This is a genomic window from Devosia sp. FKR38 (assembly GCF_005222805.1).
Classification (GTDB): Bacteria; Pseudomonadota; Alphaproteobacteria; order Rhizobiales; family Devosiaceae; genus Devosia.
In genome coordinates, this window is record NZ_STGC01000005.1 from 132,982 (window position 1) to 151,223 (window position 18,242).

The window sequence follows — 18,242 nt, forward strand, 5'->3', positions numbered from 1 at the left end:
CTACGGAGAAGCACCCCCCCCCTTGCCGGCCTCTGGCGCCCGTGAGGTTCACCGGAGACGCCCCTACCAACTGCCGATCAAGTAGTGTCGTTGAAGAGGGAAGTGTACCCGGCATTTCCTGCATCGAACTTCCCTCCACTGTACATATGGCAATAGTTCGTGATGCAGCGGTTTCCGAACACGTCAACGTAGAACAGTGTTCCCCATACCAATAGGACCGCTGTTCCTCCGTCACGTCTTAGCTCGTTCAGAAGTACCAGCTCGGCTGCGTCCCAGTTTCCCGTGACAGCGGGATAAGTCCATGTTTTGCCGTGACCTAGAGTATTTGCGGCCTCATCAACGCTGGAGGTAGCGTGGCGTTGAGGGGACTTCAGGAAGTCGGTTATATTGAAGTCCCAAAGGAGATGCGCGTGCGTGGTGAAAGTGATGCGATGGGCCGGTGTCGTGCCAATGTTCTCAACACCCATTTGCCATTTCACCTGATTGTCGGTGATCTCAACTCCCTTTGGTACGACCTGCAAATAGGCTCGGAGTTCTGCGACCGAACTCCGCCTATTTTCACTGAGTGTCATGAACACCAGAATAGCACCGAGCGCAGTGGCGACGAACGATAGCATGGCGATGACCAACATCCACGACGCTGAGATGGCCATGCTTCGCTGAGCATCAATGTCATCCGGACCTACCGTCACAAACTGCCTGATGGCCGACAGAACTCCGGAAGCCAGCAACCACACCCCGACAATGCAAGCGGTCACCAGTATGACCGACGCAATCCACTCTCCCACAGTCATACTAGGCAACTTCATGCGCGTGCTCACTAACGAACTCAATTTGCTTGGTCTAGCCCACAGATTGCCAAACGACTAGCGGTGCACTCCGGGTTAGCTGAATGACCGTACGGGTATACCCTTGCGGAGTGTCTTACGCGTGGGAGGGTAGTCTCATCCTCTTCCTTGGCGTTCACTAGCCATCTTCTCCTGCCTTACCTATCCGGCATGGCTAGTGGTTGCTGCATGGAATGGATGCGTCGGCACCTCCATCCTTCGATGGCTAGCTTGTGGCTAACTGGTGCAACCGGAAAACCGATACACCCGGTTCAAAGCCGTAGCCGTTATTCCATGTAGGAAGGATCGCGACAGTTTAGGCGGGTGGGTAGGTGCCATGTGCGCAGTTCGGGAGGCGTATGACTGCTTTGGTACCTTGAGACTGGGTCGTTAACGCTCAAGAGCGATGACGCAACCGGCGGCACGGGGGACTGAAGGCAACAGCGGGTGTTAGATACCGCGTCGCAAAATTGTGTCATTTCCCTACGAGATGCCCAATTCCCTACGAGATGCCCAATCGCATAGCGATGGACCGATAAGGGGTCGCGCGCTATCAAGTTATTCTTGCGGGGGTCGATGCGAAGGCATTCTGAAGCGCGGCCATCAATACAGGAATTTGGTGTGGGTGATGCCTGTGCCTCGGGAAGGGTTAGGGTTCTTGACGGCGTCGAACATGCTGTGAATGTGTGTACGTCGCTGGCCAGCAATTGCGGACGCCTCGGCTGATTTTCTTATGCACGGATTCTGCAAAGCGGGCGCTTAGCATTTTCGTCATGTCGGCTTTTTCGCCACTTGGCGTTTGACACCCTTCGGGCTGGTTCGCGTCTTAACTTTCCTTATACGCATTATCCTGGCAGCGGCCCTTTGGGGATCGACATGCTTTGTTTGGCCGTAACCACCAAACCATTTCACCTTCGGTACCTGCATGACGACGTTGTCGTCGTTCAGCATACCAACCCTAACGGTTTGGCGCGTTCTTTTCGCCAGCTTGACCGTTTCGCCAGCAGATGCCTTCAATCCATCTTTGACCTCGGGCGGAAGTCCTCGAACAAATGCGTGTTGCGTACGAACAGGGGCTTTGCTCATGATGTCCGAAATTGCGTCGCTTTTGACGTAATCCCACACGCCTATGGACGTCAGCTCGACGGCGGTGGCATAAACAAAAGCCTCATCCGCTCCGCTGTCAGCGACATCCTTCGAGAGGAAGGGTCGCAGCGCAGAAAGGAATTCGGTCCTGTTCCCGTTCTCAAGCTGCTGCCTGAGCTTTTGCTTATCTGAGAGCCGAAGAGTGAAGAGACTAAGAGCCATGTTCAACTCCTAACTTTTGCCCGAGACTATCAAGTCCACTACGACATCAATCCCGTGTACAGCGAGGTCAGAATGGGCGGAATTCAAGTGTTCCTTCCTCCTACCTTCACCGTAGCCGAAACGTCCTGACTTGTTGTTTAAAACCCATGCCGGCGGGTCAAGGCCGTCATCAAAGTAAATTTCTCCGCCGAGCCTGGCCTTGGTAGCTCCGACTACAGCGGGGTGCCCGAGTTTGGCCTGAGTGGTCTTTAGCAATAAATCTCGAGCGAAGGGAAAAAGGTAACCCGCCGTCGCGGTGTCGATGACCTCTTCTAGCGCGAACCAAAATGATCCTTCTTCATCAATTGCCCACAAAATTGGAATGGTTCGATGCAGAACAACCGAGAGAAGCACGCCATCGATAGCTGATTGCATGTAGCGTCGGAGGACCGGGCCCGAGTTTTCGTCAAGCCGCTGACGCGTGCCGGGCAGATTGCTCAGTTCTGCCGGATCAACTCTGGCCGCTGGACGGACCTCCCCGTAAGCGTCATCAAGATTTTTCGAAGTGACGATGGCTGTCGCCGTTTCAGTCATCGTTAGTCCCGTAACGCTTTCCATGGTCGAGATATAGGATAACAGTGAGAGCAATGCGAGGTTGAACTTAGGTCTTCATCATCTAAAGGTCAGTGCGCCGTCGGTCTTTTCAGCCCGTTTGCCGACATGCGTCAGCGGCTCGGTTCACCACTCAAGCCCATAGATCGGGAAGGAGGACGGTGTATCGGCAGAACAGTTTTGCTTCGTGCCGGTTTCGGCAGTGCGGGTAGGGGTGGGTAGTGTGCATCCTGACAGGCAGCCGGCAAATTGGCGATCCGATTGTACCACAGTCACCCACACGCAGCCTGAGTAAAGCGGCGGTACGGGGGACATCATGCAACAACACCTGTTAGATGCCACACCGCAAAAATGTTAGTTTTTTATAGCCAGTATGGCGTGGCAAGTTGTCCTAACCGTCCCGCCCGGGAATGAGTGTAGCCATGAGCCGCAGGGTTTCATCGGCCATGCGCCTATTGAGTGTGTCGAGCGACTGCCTTGTTGCAACTGCGTCAGCTGACAAGGTGACGACCGATGCGACATGCTGAGTGTCTTCCGGCCATGGCACAAGCAAGTCCCGAATATGCTGTGGCTCAAGATGCTGCTGTACGGCCCCGTATTCGTTACGCATCATCTGATCCTGAGCAAATTTTGATTGCAGATATGCAAACAAGAAATGGCGTTTAACAACGTCATCTGTGCGGACGCGAATTAGGTCGTCGCTCACTATAGCACCGTCATACTTGTCTGTGATGATCGCCACCCTTCCGATTGATCCCGAACGGCTGATAACGATGTCACCCCGCCTAACTCGAATGGCATTGATTGTGTCGAGCTGCTTCCTGGTGGCGCGTCGCACGTTCAACAGCTTTGCGCTCTCGCCGCGTTCCTGCAGCATAGAAGATGGCGTGTAATACGGCTCTACACCGTCAGCCATTTCGCTGACGATTAAGTCCTCACTCTTCAGTCGCGGCCCCTTAAAGACCCGTATGTCAGGCGCTATTTGATCAAGGGGTAGTACCGTCCAGCCGTCGACCCCGTCGATGCGCTCAATGCTGTTCAGGGTCTCATTCAGATGAGGAAGGAACAGTTGGGGATTTATTCTGAGTGTAGCATCAATATCGGAACGCTTGATACTAAACACGTACTGACTAGGTACGAGATTGCCCTGCTTGTGGCTTTCATACTGTTCAAGTATTTCGGTCAAGTCCTCATCTACATCATCTGTGACGACATTTTGAGCGTCGTACTTGTAGATGGGCTCGCCCTCGCTGTTTTGTCCAACGCGACGGGATATGGCCATGAAGATGGTGTTATCGCCTGGATCTTCATCGAGCATTAGTTTCTGGCATAGGATGAGGCACGTCCTCACCCCAGTGTGGGGTTGAAACGTATCCTTATGACAGTTGATTACCGCCAGTAATTTTGCGTGCTTAAACAAAAACTCCCGACCTGGACGGTACGTAGCGGTGTCGAGAAAACTCTTTGGCATGACAATGCCAAGCTTGCCCCCGGGCCTGAGCCAATCCAGACAACGTTCGAAGAATAGGAGTTCAGGTGGAGCACCTTCAGCAAGAAGGTCCTCACTTGGCTGGTAGCCGTGTTCGGTCTCAGTCCATCTCCGACCAACCGTGAAGCGCGATAAAGTCTCCTCGTCCGATATGCGACCTTCGCCCACACCGGCAAAGGGAGGATTGGTCAGTATCAAGTGTGGTTCGCCGCGACCCGCTCTGGCAACGATCGAGCGGTCGAATTCTGCGTAATCTCCAAGGCTGTCGCCAGCGGTCATGCCAGCGTGGCCATCACCGTTCAATATCATGGCGGTTTTTGCAACTCGCACTAGCCGTTTCGTGCTCTCAACAAGGAACAGATTGGTGCGTAGTCGGTCAAGTTGCCGTGCCTTGGCGGTGTCGCTGCCATCCGTGGCCATTATGCGATTTCGTACATACCGCATAGCGCCGGTGAGGAAGCCCCCGGACCCGCCTGCTGGATCGAGTACTATGTCCATATACCCAGGGTCTGCCATGGCAACTAACAGGTCGATTACCAGTCGGTTGGTGAAGAATTGGCCCCGTTCGCGACGTAGATGAACAGAGGTGTACTGTTCATATGCGTGACCCATAATATCCCATTCCACCGATGCGCTAATGGGGGATACGAGCTGATAGGACTGAAGTTCGACCACCACGTCTGCAATAGAGCGTGGCCCAACATTAATGCGATCTGTTGGCGAGAACACGTCCGAATTGGCCCGCTTGACTTCCTCAAACAGGTCATAAATGCGCTGGGCAGTAGCCTGCCTACCGGCATCGGTGAGGTATTCTTCTGGGGTGCAATAGAACGCAGGCAGCGATGCAGTTCTCTCTTCATCCTGAGCCTTGGCAAGGATTATCCGCACCATGTCCATGGTTAGATCGGCCTCTTCCCCGTCAGTCCCACGACCATGCAGCTTATTGTGGCACCGCCGCAGGAGACCCTTAATGTCACGGGGGCGAACGAGGTCAGACTTCTTTCGTCTGCCTAGGGCATCCCAGGCTTCCTTATGCCGGGGAATGCCCACCCAGGGTATGAGACTGTTTCGAGGGCGTGATATGCGCCGGAAGTAACGGACGCCGTCATCTTGACCGCTGTCATTAAACCATACGCCACCCTCCGCGCTGGTATTGTATATGTACGATACAAGCTGGTTATAGCCGTTTGTCTCTGTGGGGGCTTTGCATTCGATCACTAGGTATATGTTTCCCTGATCGTTTGACTGAGCTGCAGAAGCTGAGTTGTAAACTACTATATCAGCACGGATCGGACGTCCCACTGGATCGAGTATTTCTTTGTGGCCGCTGTGTATTGCTACCTCTCGCCGGATCCTGTCCTTCGGGTACATGTATTCAAAGTGGAGCATGCGAAGGTATCGCTGTCTTACCCTCTCCTCTGGCTTGGCTTCGAGTGCCGCACCACTCAGAAAGTCAACTATCCGGCCGTTGTCGTCATACTCGACGTCGAATTGAGAGGTCACTGAAATCACTGCCCGAAGATATGTCCAATTGGCGAACCACTATCCCGTTCACTCGCTCAGCGCTACCTCTTCATCCCGCCGGTCCTCGGGAACCTCCAGCAGCCAGCCGCTTCAAGTAAATGCGCGGACCAGGCAAGCGGGATCAGCCTCGACCGCTAGCCTCCGTTGACGCAAGTGTGGCACGCAAATGAGACATCATGTCCCTTCCTTCCCAAGCAATCCTTACATTTTGGGCGTCTCGGATCATGGTAGACGCACAGCTCTGCCCCGGCATTTTCTCGCCATATTAGGCGTTGTCGTTGAGGTGCCAATCCCACCCCGTGATCCTCGCCCAGCTTGGCCTTGCAGGCTAAAGGTACGAGATAACAAGTGGCCCCGTTCTATTTTCGCTGATGCAGAAGGTCGTATAGTGGCGGCACTGTCTGAGAATATAGTCCGGGCGCATCTGTGCAGCATTGTCCTTAGCCCCTAGACACAGGCTAGTGATTTAATATTACCTCCCTGCATTAGTAGGTGGGGAGTATAATGGCTGCACTGGCAGAGCATAAGATAAAGATAAGATACGAGGGCGGGCTTGCCGACGAAAATGCACTACCCGGTTACGATGGCGCTGTGTCCATCGACGGGATCACTCGGGCCGTACATATTGCGTTACACGCCTATATGACTGGAGAGGTCACATCCCGTGCCACGGCCCTGAAAAGAGCATCAATACAAATACGGCCCGCGCGGCAGGGAAGCTTCGTATTTGAGCTAGTTCTACTGATAGAAGCGTACCCAGCCACCTCAGGTCTGGTCGGGGCTATTGGCGCTCCTATGATATACGATTTCCTGAAGACGGCTTTCAAGAGAGCGACGGGGGGGCTAGATGCCGAACCCGAAAACCGCATTCTGCAAAATCTGTATCATCGTCAGGAACCGCCGCCTCTAAAGGTTCCTCCTGTGGACCTGGACGAACTCGCGGAAATTCTCGAAGGCTGCCTGCAGGATGCACACCGTCCTATCGGCCCGGATGGAATTGAAACTATATCGATTGGATCCCCACGCCAGGAACTGGTGTCATTTAATCTGGACACCAAGGATTGGGTCAATACGCGCGAGCAGTCGGAGGACCTCGAAATACTTCGCGGAAACGTAACCCGATACAACTCCATGTCTCGCAACGCACGGGTGTACATCGACGAGTTTCGACGCATTGTACCGATGAGACCTGCAGGGGACTTCGACGTTAGTTCCTTGGCATTGCTCTCGTGGTCCCTGCACGGCAGTAATATTGGCACTCACAACAAGCTAGATCTGCAGGTGCGACGCGTGTTTTCCGCAAGCGGAAAGGTGAAGCGGCTGCTTCTGTCGGGTTGCGAACGAGTGCCAGTTTAGCAGTGGCATTGCTGCAGTCACCTAGCGCGCCACGGCCATTCAGTGGCTATGACAGTCTGCCGCAATTGTACTCTGGTTCGGCCCCCGGAAGGGGCTGCTACCAGGGGGGGCGAAAATGCAGTGTCCCCAGTTCTGCACCACTTCTGGTGCATAGTGGTGCAGAGTTATGCCGATTGAGCTATGATCGCTAGCGCGCGCATCGGAGGCATGGTACTGATTTTGTTGGGAATTTATGGTGCTGCCGGACAGGATTGAACTGTCGGCCTCCCCCTTACCAAGGGGGTGCTCTACCACTGAGCTACGGCAGCATCTGTTGCGCGGCTGGTGTGCTCGGCGCGACGGGGGCTCTACTGCCATAGGGTCTGGCTCGACGCAAGGCCAAAAAACGCCTATCACCGGATCAACGCACAAGGCGATTCCAAATCGAGCATGAGCAAAACCGAACAATCGGCCCAACGCGAGCAAAGATTGGCCGCAAAGCTGCGAGAGAACCTCAAGCGCCGCAAGGGCCAGATCAAGGCTCGAGCCGGCGCGGAGCAACAGGCCCCTGTGCTCCCGACCCCTTCCGAAACGGTCACGGTCAAGAAACCGTAAACCATTTTCGGGCGACACTGAACTTCCAACGCTGAGAGCGGCGAGTCTGGCTTACGTGGCAACTAGGACTTGGCCTACCTCCATCCCCAGGTAGCAAGGGCACAAGCCCGCCATATAGGACGACAAGACTATGGATCGCATCCGTTTGATCGGTGGCAATCAGCTCATCGGTGATATTCCCATTTCCGGCGCCAAGAACGCGGCGCTGCCGCTGATGATCGCCTCGCTGCTCAGTGACGAGCCGCTGGTGCTGCAGAACGTGCCGCGCCTGGCCGACGTCAAGCAGCTCGAGCGCATTCTCGAGAATCACGGCGTCGACATTGCCGTGCATGGCCGCCGCCGCGGCGAGGACGAACTGGTTGGCCAGCGCATGACCTTCCATGCCGCCGATATCGTCGACACCACCGCCCCCTATGATCTGGTCTCCAAGATGCGCGCCAGCTTCTGGGTCATTGGCCCGCTGCTGGCCCGCTGCCACGAGGCCCGCGTGTCGCTGCCCGGCGGCTGCGCCATTGGCACAAGGCCGGTGGATCTGTTCCTGTTCGGCCTCAAGGCACTGGGCGCCGAGATCGATATCGATGAAGGCTATGTCGTGGCCAAGGCCCCCCAGGGTGGCCTTGTCGGCGCGCACATCGCTTTCCCCAAGGTCTCGGTGGGCGCCACGCACACCATCCTGATGGCCGCCACGCTTGCCCGGGGCACCACGGTCATCGAAAACGCCGCCCAGGAGCCCGAGATCACCAATGTGGCCGAGTGCCTGGTGGCCATGGGTGCCAGGATCTCCGGCATCGGCACGCGCACGCTGACCATCGAGGGCGTCGAGCGCCTGCATGGCGCCACGGTGGACGTGATTCCCGACCGCATCGAGACGGGCACCTTTGCCATGGCTGCGGCCATGACCGGCGGCAATGTGCTGCTCAAGGGCGCGCGGCCTGAGCATCTGCAGGCGGCGCTCGACGTGCTGGCCCGCACCGGCGCCACCCTGTCGGTGGAAGCCGGCGGCCTGCGCGTGCAGCGCAACGGCACGGCCATCGCCCCGGTTGATGTCGAGACCGAGCCCTTCCCGGGTTTCCCCACGGACCTCCAGGCCCAGTTCATGGCCCTGATGACCATGTCGAGTGGCACCAGCCGCATTCGCGAGACGATCTTTGAGAATCGCTACATGCATGTGGCCGAACTGGCCCGCTTCGGCGCCGACATCACTGTCGACGGCCAGGTGGCCACCGTGCGCGGCAAGTCCATGCTCAAGGGCGCCCAGGTGATGGCTACCGATCTGCGCGCCTCGGTGTCGCTGGTCATTGCCGGTCTCGCCGCCCAGGGCGAGACCGTCGTCAACCGCATCTATCACCTCGATCGCGGCTTTGAGGGCCTCGAGGACAAGCTGAGCCGTTGCGGCGCCGAAATCGAGCGCGTCGCCGGCTGATTCTGACGCCGCCCAAAAGCGGATCGCATATAACGACGGCCCCGCACCTGATCCGGTGCGGGGCCGTTTGTGTTTCGCCCTATGGCGCTCAGTCGAGGGTCTGCCGGTAGCGCAGCATGGCCAGGAGGGCAAAGACGGTGGTGATGGTGGCCAGGGCACCAAACTGGCCGGCGACATCGGCACTGTCGGCGCCCTTGAGCATGACCATGCGCACCAGCCGGATGAAATGCGTAGCCGGCACGCCCGTGCCCAGCGCCTGGGCCCAGCCCGGCATGCCGGCAAAGGGGAACATGAAGCCGGAGAGGAGGATCGAGGGCAGGATCGTGAAAAAGCTCAGCTGCATGGCCTGCATCTGGCTGCGCGCCAGGGTGGAGATCAGAAAGCCCAGCGCCAGATTGCCCAGGATGAACAGGTTGAACCCGATCAGGAACGCCAGAAAACTGCCTTCGAACGGCACCGAGAACAGGACAAAGGCTGCCACCAGGAACACCGCCGTCTGCACATAGCCCACCAGCACATAGGGCAGGATCTTGCCCGCCATCACCTCCAGCGGCTGCACCGGGGTGGCGATCAGCATTTCCATGGTGCCGCGCTCGCGCTCCTTGACGATGGCCACCGCCGTGATCATCACCATGGTCATCGACAGGATAATCGCCAACAGGCCCGGCACGATGTTGGTCGAGGTCTTGCCTTCGGGATTGAACTGGCGGTGCACCACCACGCCGAATGGGGCAGTTGTGCCCGCCAGGGGTTGCAGCGGACCGGTCAGTGTCTGGCTTGCGGCGCCCGCCACTATCCCGCCCAGCGCTGCCGCTGCGCCCGCAACCGCTGTGGGATCGGAGGAGTCGGCGGCGATCAGGATGTCTGGGTGCTGGCCGCGCACCACATCGCGCTCAAACTGGGCGGGGATCACCACCACAAAGCTGGCCGTGCCCTGGCGCAGCGCTGCCTCGCCCGCCGCCGGCCCCTGCACCACGCCGATGAAGTCGAAATAATCCGAGGTCGCCATGCCGGCGAGAATGGCCCGCACCACCGGGCCGTCGTCATTGAGTTCGACCAACGTCGGCAATTGGCGCGGATCGCTGTTGATGGCAAAGCCGAACAGCAAGAGCTGAACAATCGGCAGGCCGATCATCATGGCGAAGGTGACGCGGTCGCGCCGCATCTGGATGAATTCCTTGATCAGCACCGCCGCAAAGCGGGCCGGGGAGAACCAGTTCATGACGGCCCCTGGGCGAAATTGTCCTGCGCGCCGGCCATCAGATAGATGAAGGCCTCTTCAAGGCCCGCCGGTTGCAGGCTCCAGCGCTGGGTCCCGCGCGCCTCGAACTGCCGCACCGTTGCCTGGAGCGCGGCCGCGTCGCGCCCGGACACATGCAGGCTCGCGCCGAAGCGGGCGATCTGCGCCACGCCGGGCTGGCCGGCCAGCGCCAGTTCCAGCGCGGCGAGTTCGGTGCCCTCGGCGCGCCAGGTGGTGAGCCCGACCATGCGCGGAATGTCGGCTGCCGGCCCGTCGATCAGCTTCTTGCCATAGGCGATATAGGCGATGAAGTCGCACTGCACCGCTTCATCCATGTAGTGGGTGGAGACCAGAATGGTGACGCCCTGCCGGCTCAGCCGGCGGATCTCGTCCCAGAAATCGCGCCGCGCCTTGGGGTCGACGCCGGCCGTGGGTTCATCAAGCAGCAGCAGTTGCGGATCGTGAATCAGGCATGCTGCGAGCGCCAGGCGCTGCTTCCAGCCGCCCGACAGCGTGCCGGCCAATTGTCCGGCGCGGTCGGCCAGCCCCAGCTCGGTCAGCGCGCTCTCCACCCGACTGCGGCGCTGCGGCACGCCATACATGCGGGCCACGAAGTCGAGATTCTCCCGGATCGACAGGTCCTCATAGAGGCTGAATTTCTGCGTCATATAGCCGACCTGGGTCTTGATCTGGCGCGCCTCGCGGCGGACGTCAAAACCCAGGCACGTGCCTTGACCCGCATCGGGCAGCAGCAGGCCGCAGAGCATGCGGATGGTGGTGGTCTTGCCCGAGCCATTGGGGCCCAGAAAGCCATAGATGGCGCCACGCGGCACGGCGATGTCGAAATTATCGACCACCAGCTTGTCGCCAAAGCGCTTCGTCAAACCGCGCACGTCGATGGCTGGCGCGTGTCCCGACGTCTGGGTCACCGCGTCACCGTCACGGGCTGGCCGGGCTGCAGAGTGCCGGGCGCCGCCAAAGTGGCCTCGACCAGATAGACCAGCCGCCCACGCTCCTCGCGCGAATAGATCACCGGCGGCGTCGTCTGCGGCTCGGCGGCCAGATAGGTGATGCGCGCCGCCATGGCCGTACAGCCGTCGCAGCTCACCTGCACCTCCTGCCCGATAGCCAGGCTCGCCCGCGCCGTCTCGGGCACAAAGAAGCGCGCCTTGAGGGCTCCCGCCGGCAGGATCGACAGCACCGGCGCGCTGCCGGCCATTTCGCCGGTGTGGAAATAGAGCCGGTCCACCACGCCATCGACGGGCGCAGTGGTCTGCCGATCGGCCAGCACAATGGCCGCACCCTCTGCATCAGCCCGGGCCGCTGTCAGATTGGCTTCGGCCGCCACCTGCTGGGCGGAGCGGGCGGGCAGCTCGGCCACATCCACCTGCGCGGTGAGCTGATCCACCTGGGCGCGAGCGGCATTGACCGCTGCGCGATCCTGCTCGACGCGCACCGAGGGGGCGGTGCCCAGCGCCAGCAATTTCTCGCTACGGGCCAGATTGGACTGGGCCAGCGCCAGGTCCGACTGCGCCTTGTCCAGCGCCGCCCGGATCACATTGATTTCCTGGACGCGACCGCCGGTCACCAGATTGTCCAGCGTCGCCTGCGCCGAGGCCACGCGCGCCGCGGCCGCGTCACGCTGTGCCGCCTGCTGCCGGTCATCGAGGGCAAACAGCATCTGTCCCTGCGTCACGCTCTGCCCTTCGGTGACCGCGATATCGACAAGCCGGCCAGGGCTTGCTGGCGCGACATAGACATAGTCCGCTTCGAGATAGCCCACATAGGCGGTGGGCTCGGACGCGCCACCCGGCAGCAGCGCCATCAGTCCGGCCAAGAGTCCGGCAAGGAAATCACTCATGGCCGCACCGCGCTGATGCCGTGGAACAGGATATCAAGGTGGCTCGTCAGCAGGCGGTCCATATCCAGTCCCGCATCGGTCTCCACATTGAACAGCGCGACCAGCGCCACATGGGCCATCACCGGCCCAATAACCGAACGGATCGCCATCTCGGGGTCGATGTCGCGCAGATACCCGGCCGAAACACCGCGCTTCAGCATGACCTCCAGTGCTGGCCGGACCTTGTCGATCACCTCGCGCCGATACATCGCGGCAATGGCGGGGAAACGCACCACCTCGCTGATCACCACCTTGGGAATGGCCATTCTCGCGGGGTCGCTGAGCTGCCCGCAGACGACGGTGAGCAGCATGGCGATGGCATCCCTTGGGTCGCCCTCGAACGCGGCCAGCCGGTTGACGGCATCGTCGGCGATCGGGGCCAGTGCCCGCCGCACGATGCCCTCCAGCAGCGCCTCCTTGGAGGGGAAGTAGAGATAGACCAGCCCCTTGGAGACGCCGGCCTGCCTGGCGATCTCGTCGACCTTGGCGGCGGCAAAGCCCTTTTCCACAAACACGGCCAGCGCGGCGTCGAGCACCTCATCGGGGCGCGCTTCGGCGCGGCGGCGAAATTTCTTGGCGGTCTCGACCATGACAAACTCCATCTGCATCACTAATAACTGACTGGTCAGTCATTAGCAAGAGGGTCCTGCCATTGCGCAGCCCAGCAAAGGCGCCTTTTTGCCGCTGCTGCATTGCCCCGATGCAGCCAAGCTTGTAGATCGGGGCAGGGGTGACCAGATAGGGTCGACCAATCCCCCAGGGACCGCCTGTTCATGACCGATCTCAAGCTCATCGCCCTCGACACCGAAGACCTCGAAGTCGTCTCTGCCCATGTGCAGGATGCCGTGGTGCGTGTCGCTGACATGGGCTATGCCCGCGCCGACCGCCGCTTCGCCCTCCTGATGAACCGCTTTGACTGGCAGTCTGTGCAGGGCAAGCGCGACAAGGGGCAGCGCAAGCGCGCGGCCCTGCATTTCGATTCGGTGCAGTCGGTGGTCACGGCCGGCTTTGATCCCGGCGCCGCTGAGGGCGTTCTGTCGCTGCTGGCGATCACCTTCATGCCCATCGACGGTCCGGCCGGAATCGTCGAACTCAGTTTTGCCGGTGGTGGCACCGTGCGCCTGGGCGTGGAATGCCTGGAAGCCCGACTCTCCGACCTGGGCGCCACCTGGGCCGCGGCCGCCAAGCCTGCCCACGCTCTCGACTAAGGACGACCCATGACCCTCCGCCTCGACAGCGCCGATGCCGATTTCCAGGCGCGCTTTGCCGAACTGCTCGCGGGCAAGCGCGAATCCAGCCAGGACGTCAGCGACACCGTCGCCGCCATCATTGCCGATGTGCGCCAGCGCGGCGATGCTGCCGTGCTCGACTATACCAATCGCTTCGATCGCACCGCCTATGCGGCAGCCGACCTGCGCATCGGCCCCGACGCCATTGCGGCAGCGGCCGCCACTGTGTCCGATCGCGTGCGCAGCGCGCTGCAGACCGCGCATGATCGCATCAAGGCCCATCACGAAAAGCAGAAGCCGAGCGACCACATCTATACCGACGCCCTGGGCGTGACCCTGGGCACGCGCTGGACGCCGGTGGACGCCGTGGGAATCTATGTGCCGGGGGGCCTGGCCTCCTATCCATCCTCGGTGCTGATGAATGCCTTGCCGGCCAAGGTGGCGGGCGTGTCGCGCATTGCCATGGTCGTGCCCACGCCGGACAATGAAATCAATCCGGCCATTCTGCTGGCCGCCCAGATCGCCGGCGTCACCGAAATCTATCGCGTCGGCGGCGCCCAGGCCATTGCTGCCCTCGCCTATGGCACCGCCACCATTGCTGCCGTCGACAAGGTCGTCGGCCCCGGCAATGCCTATGTCGCTGCCGCCAAGCGCCAGGTGTTCGGCCAGGTCGGCATCGACATGATCGCCGGCCCCTCCGAAGTGCTTGTCATCGCCGATAGCTCCGCCAACCCCGCCTGGGTCGCCGCCGACCTCATCGCCCAGGCTGAACACGGCGCCGGGGCGCGCTCGATCCTGGTCACCACCGACCGGGCGCTGGCGGACATGGTCGACCGCGAGGTCGATCGACAGATTGCCCTGCTGCCCGACCCGAGCAATGCCCGCGAGGGCTGGGACAGCTACAGCGCCATCATCACGGTGTCCTCTCTGCGGCAGGCCACCGACCTGGCCAATCGCATTGCCTCCGAGCATGTCGAACTGGCGCTCGATGATCCCCGGGCCATTCTCGATGACATCCGCCATGCCGGCGCGATCTTCATCGGTCACCACACGCCCGAAGCCATCGGCGACTATGTCGGCGGCTCCAACCATGTGCTGCCCACGGCCGGCACGGCGCGCTTTGCCTCAGGCCTGGGCGTGCTCGACTTCATGAAGCGCACCTCGCTGCTGGGCTGCGATCCCGGCTCGCTTTCGGCCCTGGCCGAGGCGGCCGAGATCCTGGCCGAAGTTGAAGGCCTTGATGGCCACGGCCGCTCCGTATCGATCCGCTCCAACCGGTGATCTCAGCGATGGCGACAGCAAACGGGACGGCAACTGCAAAAACCTTGGCCAGCACCGATCGCCTCGTCACCGTTACGCTTGATCCCAATACCATCACCTCGATCAATCCGGACGAGGTGCATGAGTGGCGCATCGCCATCTATGACCTGCTCGAAGACAACAGCTTCCGCCCCGCGCGGGTCGCGGCCGTGGGGCCGTTTGCGCTGCATATGTCCATCGTCGGCAATGCCATCGTACTCGATGTGCGCCACCCCGAGACCTTCCAGCCCATCGCCGCGCATTATCTCTCGCTGACCCCGTTCCGCCGGTTGATCCGCGACTATTTCCGCATCCGCGACGCCTATTACGAGGCGATCCGCTCGGCCCAGCCGTTCCAGATCGAAACCGTCGACATGGCCCGGCGCGGCATCCACAACGAGGCCGCCGAACTGCTGCGCACCCGGCTGGACAACAAGATCATCATCGATCTCAACACCGCTCGCCGGCTCTTCACCCTTATCTGCGCCGTGCAGCCCTATGCCAGCCGCATCGACGAGAGCAAATCCGAGCTGCCCAGCGTGCTCTTTGTCTGCTCGATGAATTCGGTGCGCTCGCCCATCGCCGCCGCCATCGCCCGCAAGGCCTTTCCCGGCCGCATCATCGCCCGCTCGGTGGGCGTCAATGGCGGCAAGGCGGATCAGTTCGTCCATGAGGTGATGGAAGAGGTCGGCGTCGATATGAGCGTGCACACGCCCCATATCCTCGATGAGCTGGTGGCCAACCGCTTTGACCTCGTGATCTGCCTGTCCGACGATGCGCCAGAAGCGGTGGCCCGCAAGGGGCTCGAGGCCGGCGCCATCGAGGCCTGGACCGTTGCCGACCCCTCCCTGGTGGAGGGCAATCGCGAAGTGGTTTTGTCCGCCTATCGCACCCTGCGGGACACGCTGGACAAGCGCGTCAGGGCCCGCTTGGAACCTCTGGTTTCCGGTGGTTCACAAATCCATTGAATTGAAGTAGGTTCCGCCCAATTTCCGACCCCTGGCGCGCCAATCCGAGCTGCGCGGGGTCTTTTCTGGAGACAGTATGGCAAAGGAAGAAGTGCTCGAATTCCCGGGCGTGGTAGTGGAATTGCTGCCCAATGCGACCTTTCGGGTCAAATTGGAGAATGAGCATGAGATCATCGCCCACACCGCAGGCCGCATGCGCAAGAATCGCATCCGCGTGCTGGCAGGCGACAAGGTGTTGTGCGAAATGACGCCCTATGACCTGACCAAGGGTCGCATCACCTACCGCTTCAAATAGTCCGACGCGGCTGCCCGCAGGGGCGCGCTCCGACCGGTTGACACAATCGGTCCCGCCACCTCCCTGTCCGGCACCACCCCAGCAACGGAGCTCGATCCCACCATGGCCAGCCGTCCGGACCTGATCCTGGCATCTGCCTCGCCACGTCGGCTGGCCCTGCTCAATCAGATCGGCATCGAGCCCGAGCATCTCGTGCCCGCCCATGTCGACGAGACGCCCGAAAAGGGTGAGCTGCCGCGACGCCTGGCCATGCGCCTGGCCGACCTCAAGGCGGTCGAGGCACAGCACAAGGCGCGTTCGGCCGGCTTTGGCGACGGCGCGCTGGTGCTGGGCGCCGATACTGTGGTGGCCGTCGGCCGCCGCATCCTGCCCAAGGCCGAGACCATGGAAGAGGCCAGCCAGTGCCTCGCCCTGCTGTCCGGCCGCGCCCACCGCGTCTATACCGGCGTCACCGTGCTCACGCCCTCGGGTGCCAAGCGTCAGCGCCTCGTCGAGACCCGGCTGCGCTTCAAGCGCCTCTCCACCCGCGAAATGGAAGCCTATCTGGCCAGCGCCGAATGGCGTGGCAAGGCCGGCGGCTATGCCATCCAGGGCATTGCCGGCGCCTTTGTGGTCAAGATGTCCGGCTCCTATTCGGCCGTTGTCGGCCTGCCGCTGATGGAAACCGCACAACTGCTGGCCGGCGAGGGCTATCCGGTGCACTTCAACTGGCTCAATCAATCCACCCTGTCCGGCGTCTGATGGCCGAGCCCGTCGCTCCCGCGCGCAAATGCCCCATCTGCGGTAAGCCCACGGTCGCCGCCTTCAAGCCCTTCTGCTCCAAGCGCTGCGCCGATGTGGACCTCAACCGCTGGCTCACCGGCGGCTATGTCATCCCTGCGCGGGACGACGAACCCATGTCCGAGGATGACAATTCGGTCCCCGGTGGCGACGAAGACGACCAGTTCTAGGCTTTTTTCGCGCCAGCGCACCCCATCGCAGCATGCCGCACAGCCCCGCAAACCGGGGCTTTTTGGTCATTTCTGCCGATTGGCCACAAACTCCTTTTCCACATGCCCTTTTCCCGCTTGCACGGGCAAAACCCTTCCCCTATAAGGCCCATGGCTTTCAGCCGGGCGGTCCTTCCGCCCCGATGCCCGGGTAGCTCAGTTGGTAGAGCAGCGGATTGAAAATCCGCGTGTCACTGGTTCGATTCCGGTCCCGGGCACCATAATTTTCTCATTGATTGCAATCGCTTGTGCAAGGTGCCCATTATGGGCGCCAGCGAAGCCGCTTTGATCCGGGTACGACCGGGGCGCGCTTGCCCCCACTGCCCAGGTCATCGCGATACCGCGCCGTGCTGCGGCGTCAGCGTGGTGTCAGTTTCGCTTGCTAGAACGGGCCATTCCTGCGGCCTGCTCGCGCCGGCCCGAGCGACGCCCGCCCGCCGCGTCCGTGCCGCCTTCAATAGAACGCCCATTGCGGAACCAATGATGACCCTTCCCTACACATCCGCCCATGAAGAACTGCACTACGTCAACCGGGCCGGCTGGCTGCGGGCCGCCGTGCTGGGCGCCAATGACGGCATCGTCTCGGTATCATCGCTGATCGTGGGCGTTGCCGCAGCCGATCCCGGTCCGGGCGCCATCCTGATCGCTGGCATCGCCGGCCTCGCCGCTGGCGCCATGTCGATGGCCGCCGGCGAATATGTCTCGGTCAGCTCGCAATCCGATATCGAGCGCGCCGACATTGCCCGCGAGCGGCAGGCGCTGATCGACACGCCCGCCGAGGAGGAAGCCGAATTGGCATCGATCTACGAGTCGCGCGGCCTGTCGCCCGCCACCGCAGCGCTGGTGGCCCGGGAAATGACCGAGCACGACGCGCTGGCAACCCATGTGCGCGACGAGCTCGGCCTGTCTGAGGTACACACCGCCAATCCGCTGCAGGCCGCTCTGGCCTCCGGGCTGACCTTCACAGCCGCTGCGGCCCTGCCGCTGATTGCCGCGGTCCTGGCGCCCGCTGACATGATCATTCCGGTGGTGGTTGTGACAACGCTGGTGTGCCTGGCTGGGCTCGGCGCGCTGGGCGCACAGGCTGGTGGCGCACCCAAGCTCATTCCCACCGCGCGTGTGCTGTTCTGGGGGGCGGCAGCCATGGCCATCACCGCCGGCGTGGGGCGGCTGTTCGGCGTCAGCGTCTAGGCGAGAATGCTGCGCCGGC

17 protein-coding genes, 2 tRNA genes and 1 pseudogene are annotated in these 18,242 nt (G+C 61.1%); 11 read left to right on the forward strand and 9 right to left on the reverse strand.

Going from position 1 to position 18,242, the window contains the following annotated elements; translation table 11 throughout:
• Positions 1 to 77: 77 nt before the first annotated feature.
• The 4 genes from E8M79_RS05765 to E8M79_RS05780 all read right to left on the reverse strand — a co-directional run bounded on the left by E8M79_RS05765 (position 78) and on the right by E8M79_RS05780 (position 5,112).
• Entirely contained in the window at positions 78 to 809 is a 732-nt protein-coding gene (locus E8M79_RS05765) for a hypothetical protein (RefSeq protein WP_137151001.1), read from the reverse strand.
• A 789-nt stretch (positions 810 to 1,598) separates the two neighbouring features.
• The gene (locus E8M79_RS05770; protein ID WP_137151002.1) at positions 1,599 to 2,135 is read right to left on the reverse strand and encodes a hypothetical protein; all 537 of its coding nucleotides are present in this window, start codon (positions 2,133 to 2,135) and stop codon (positions 1,599 to 1,601) included.
• Positions 2,136 to 2,144: 9 nt separating this feature from the next.
• A complete protein-coding gene (locus tag E8M79_RS05775; protein WP_137151003.1) occupies positions 2,145 to 2,708 on the reverse strand; it encodes a hypothetical protein in 564 nt (187 codons plus the stop codon).
• A gap of 409 nt (positions 2,709 to 3,117) precedes the next feature.
• Entirely contained in the window at positions 3,118 to 5,112 is a 1,995-nt protein-coding gene (locus tag E8M79_RS05780) for an N-6 DNA methylase (protein WP_248304914.1), read from the reverse strand.
• A 1,131-nt stretch (positions 5,113 to 6,243) separates the two neighbouring features.
• On the opposite strand from E8M79_RS05780, the gene E8M79_RS05785 reads away from it, so the two are divergent.
• Positions 6,244 to 7,095, forward strand: a complete 852-nt coding sequence (locus E8M79_RS05785) for a hypothetical protein (protein ID WP_137151005.1) — start codon at positions 6,244 to 6,246, stop codon at positions 7,093 to 7,095.
• A gap of 233 nt (positions 7,096 to 7,328) precedes the next feature.
• Here the strand turns inward: E8M79_RS05785 and E8M79_RS05790 are convergent.
• A tRNA-Thr gene (locus tag E8M79_RS05790) sits at positions 7,329 to 7,403 on the reverse strand.
• 416 nt (positions 7,404 to 7,819) lie between these two features.
• On the opposite strand from E8M79_RS05790, the gene murA reads away from it, so the two are divergent.
• Positions 7,820 to 9,112 (forward strand): UDP-N-acetylglucosamine 1-carboxyvinyltransferase, encoded by a 1,293-nt coding sequence (gene murA / locus E8M79_RS05795; RefSeq protein ID WP_137151006.1) that lies wholly within the window; start codon positions 7,820 to 7,822, stop codon positions 9,110 to 9,112.
• Between the two features lie 88 nt (positions 9,113 to 9,200).
• Here murA and E8M79_RS05800 read toward each other — a convergent pair whose 3' ends face one another.
• Genes E8M79_RS05800 through E8M79_RS05815 form a run of 4 tightly spaced genes read right to left on the reverse strand, consistent with a single transcriptional unit; the run spans position 9,201 to position 12,842 of the window.
• Complete coding sequence (locus E8M79_RS05800) at positions 9,201 to 10,334, reverse strand: ABC transporter permease (protein WP_137151007.1); 1,134 nt, start codon at positions 10,332 to 10,334, stop codon at positions 9,201 to 9,203.
• The gene (locus E8M79_RS05805; RefSeq protein ID WP_137151008.1) at positions 10,331 to 11,281 is read right to left on the reverse strand and encodes an ABC transporter ATP-binding protein; all 951 of its coding nucleotides are present in this window, start codon (positions 11,279 to 11,281) and stop codon (positions 10,331 to 10,333) included. Before E8M79_RS05805 ends, E8M79_RS05800 begins: the two co-directional genes overlap by 4 nt.
• Positions 11,278 to 12,213 (reverse strand): HlyD family efflux transporter periplasmic adaptor subunit, encoded by a 936-nt coding sequence (locus tag E8M79_RS05810; RefSeq protein WP_137151009.1) that lies wholly within the window; start codon positions 12,211 to 12,213, stop codon positions 11,278 to 11,280. The genes E8M79_RS05805 and E8M79_RS05810 overlap by 4 nt, the downstream gene beginning before the upstream one ends.
• The gene (locus tag E8M79_RS05815) at positions 12,210 to 12,842 is read right to left on the reverse strand and encodes a TetR/AcrR family transcriptional regulator (protein ID WP_171015738.1); all 633 of its coding nucleotides are present in this window, start codon (positions 12,840 to 12,842) and stop codon (positions 12,210 to 12,212) included. Before E8M79_RS05815 ends, E8M79_RS05810 begins: the two co-directional genes overlap by 4 nt.
• Positions 12,843 to 13,025: 183 nt before the next feature.
• On the opposite strand from E8M79_RS05815, the gene E8M79_RS05820 reads away from it, so the two are divergent.
• The 9 genes and pseudogenes from E8M79_RS05820 (at position 13,026) to E8M79_RS05855 (ending at position 18,223) form a co-directional block, all read left to right on the forward strand.
• Positions 13,026 to 13,460, forward strand: a complete 435-nt coding sequence (locus tag E8M79_RS05820; RefSeq protein WP_137151011.1) for a DUF2948 family protein — start codon at positions 13,026 to 13,028, stop codon at positions 13,458 to 13,460.
• Between the two features lie 9 nt (positions 13,461 to 13,469).
• On the forward strand, positions 13,470 to 14,762 hold the full coding sequence (hisD, locus tag E8M79_RS05825; RefSeq protein ID WP_137151012.1) for a histidinol dehydrogenase: 1,293 nt from the start codon (positions 13,470 to 13,472) through the stop codon (positions 14,760 to 14,762).
• Between the two features lie 8 nt (positions 14,763 to 14,770).
• Positions 14,771 to 15,262: pseudogene (locus tag E8M79_RS18560) on the forward strand (UPF0262 family protein); the annotation flags it as partial.
• A gap of 57 nt (positions 15,263 to 15,319) precedes the next feature.
• On the forward strand, positions 15,320 to 15,748 hold the full coding sequence (locus tag E8M79_RS18565) for a hypothetical protein (protein ID WP_282568116.1): 429 nt from the start codon (positions 15,320 to 15,322) through the stop codon (positions 15,746 to 15,748).
• 76 nt (positions 15,749 to 15,824) lie between these two features.
• Positions 15,825 to 16,043: a translation initiation factor IF-1 gene (gene infA, locus E8M79_RS05835; RefSeq protein ID WP_046138947.1), complete on the forward strand. Its 219-nt coding sequence runs from the start codon at positions 15,825 to 15,827 to the stop codon at positions 16,041 to 16,043.
• A 102-nt stretch (positions 16,044 to 16,145) separates the two neighbouring features.
• Complete coding sequence (locus tag E8M79_RS05840) at positions 16,146 to 16,784, forward strand: Maf-like protein (protein ID WP_137151013.1); 639 nt, start codon at positions 16,146 to 16,148, stop codon at positions 16,782 to 16,784.
• Positions 16,784 to 16,993 carry a DNA gyrase inhibitor YacG gene (yacG, locus tag E8M79_RS05845; RefSeq protein ID WP_171015740.1) on the forward strand — a complete coding sequence of 70 codons (210 nt, stop codon included), beginning with the start codon at positions 16,784 to 16,786 and terminating at the stop codon, positions 16,991 to 16,993. The genes E8M79_RS05840 and yacG overlap by 1 nt, the downstream gene beginning before the upstream one ends.
• Before the next feature lie 184 nt (positions 16,994 to 17,177).
• Positions 17,178 to 17,253: transfer RNA gene (locus E8M79_RS05850), tRNA-Phe, on the forward strand.
• Between the two features lie 262 nt (positions 17,254 to 17,515).
• The gene (locus E8M79_RS05855; RefSeq protein ID WP_137151014.1) at positions 17,516 to 18,223 is read left to right on the forward strand and encodes a VIT1/CCC1 transporter family protein; all 708 of its coding nucleotides are present in this window, start codon (positions 17,516 to 17,518) and stop codon (positions 18,221 to 18,223) included.
• Positions 18,224 to 18,242 lie beyond the last annotated feature (19 nt).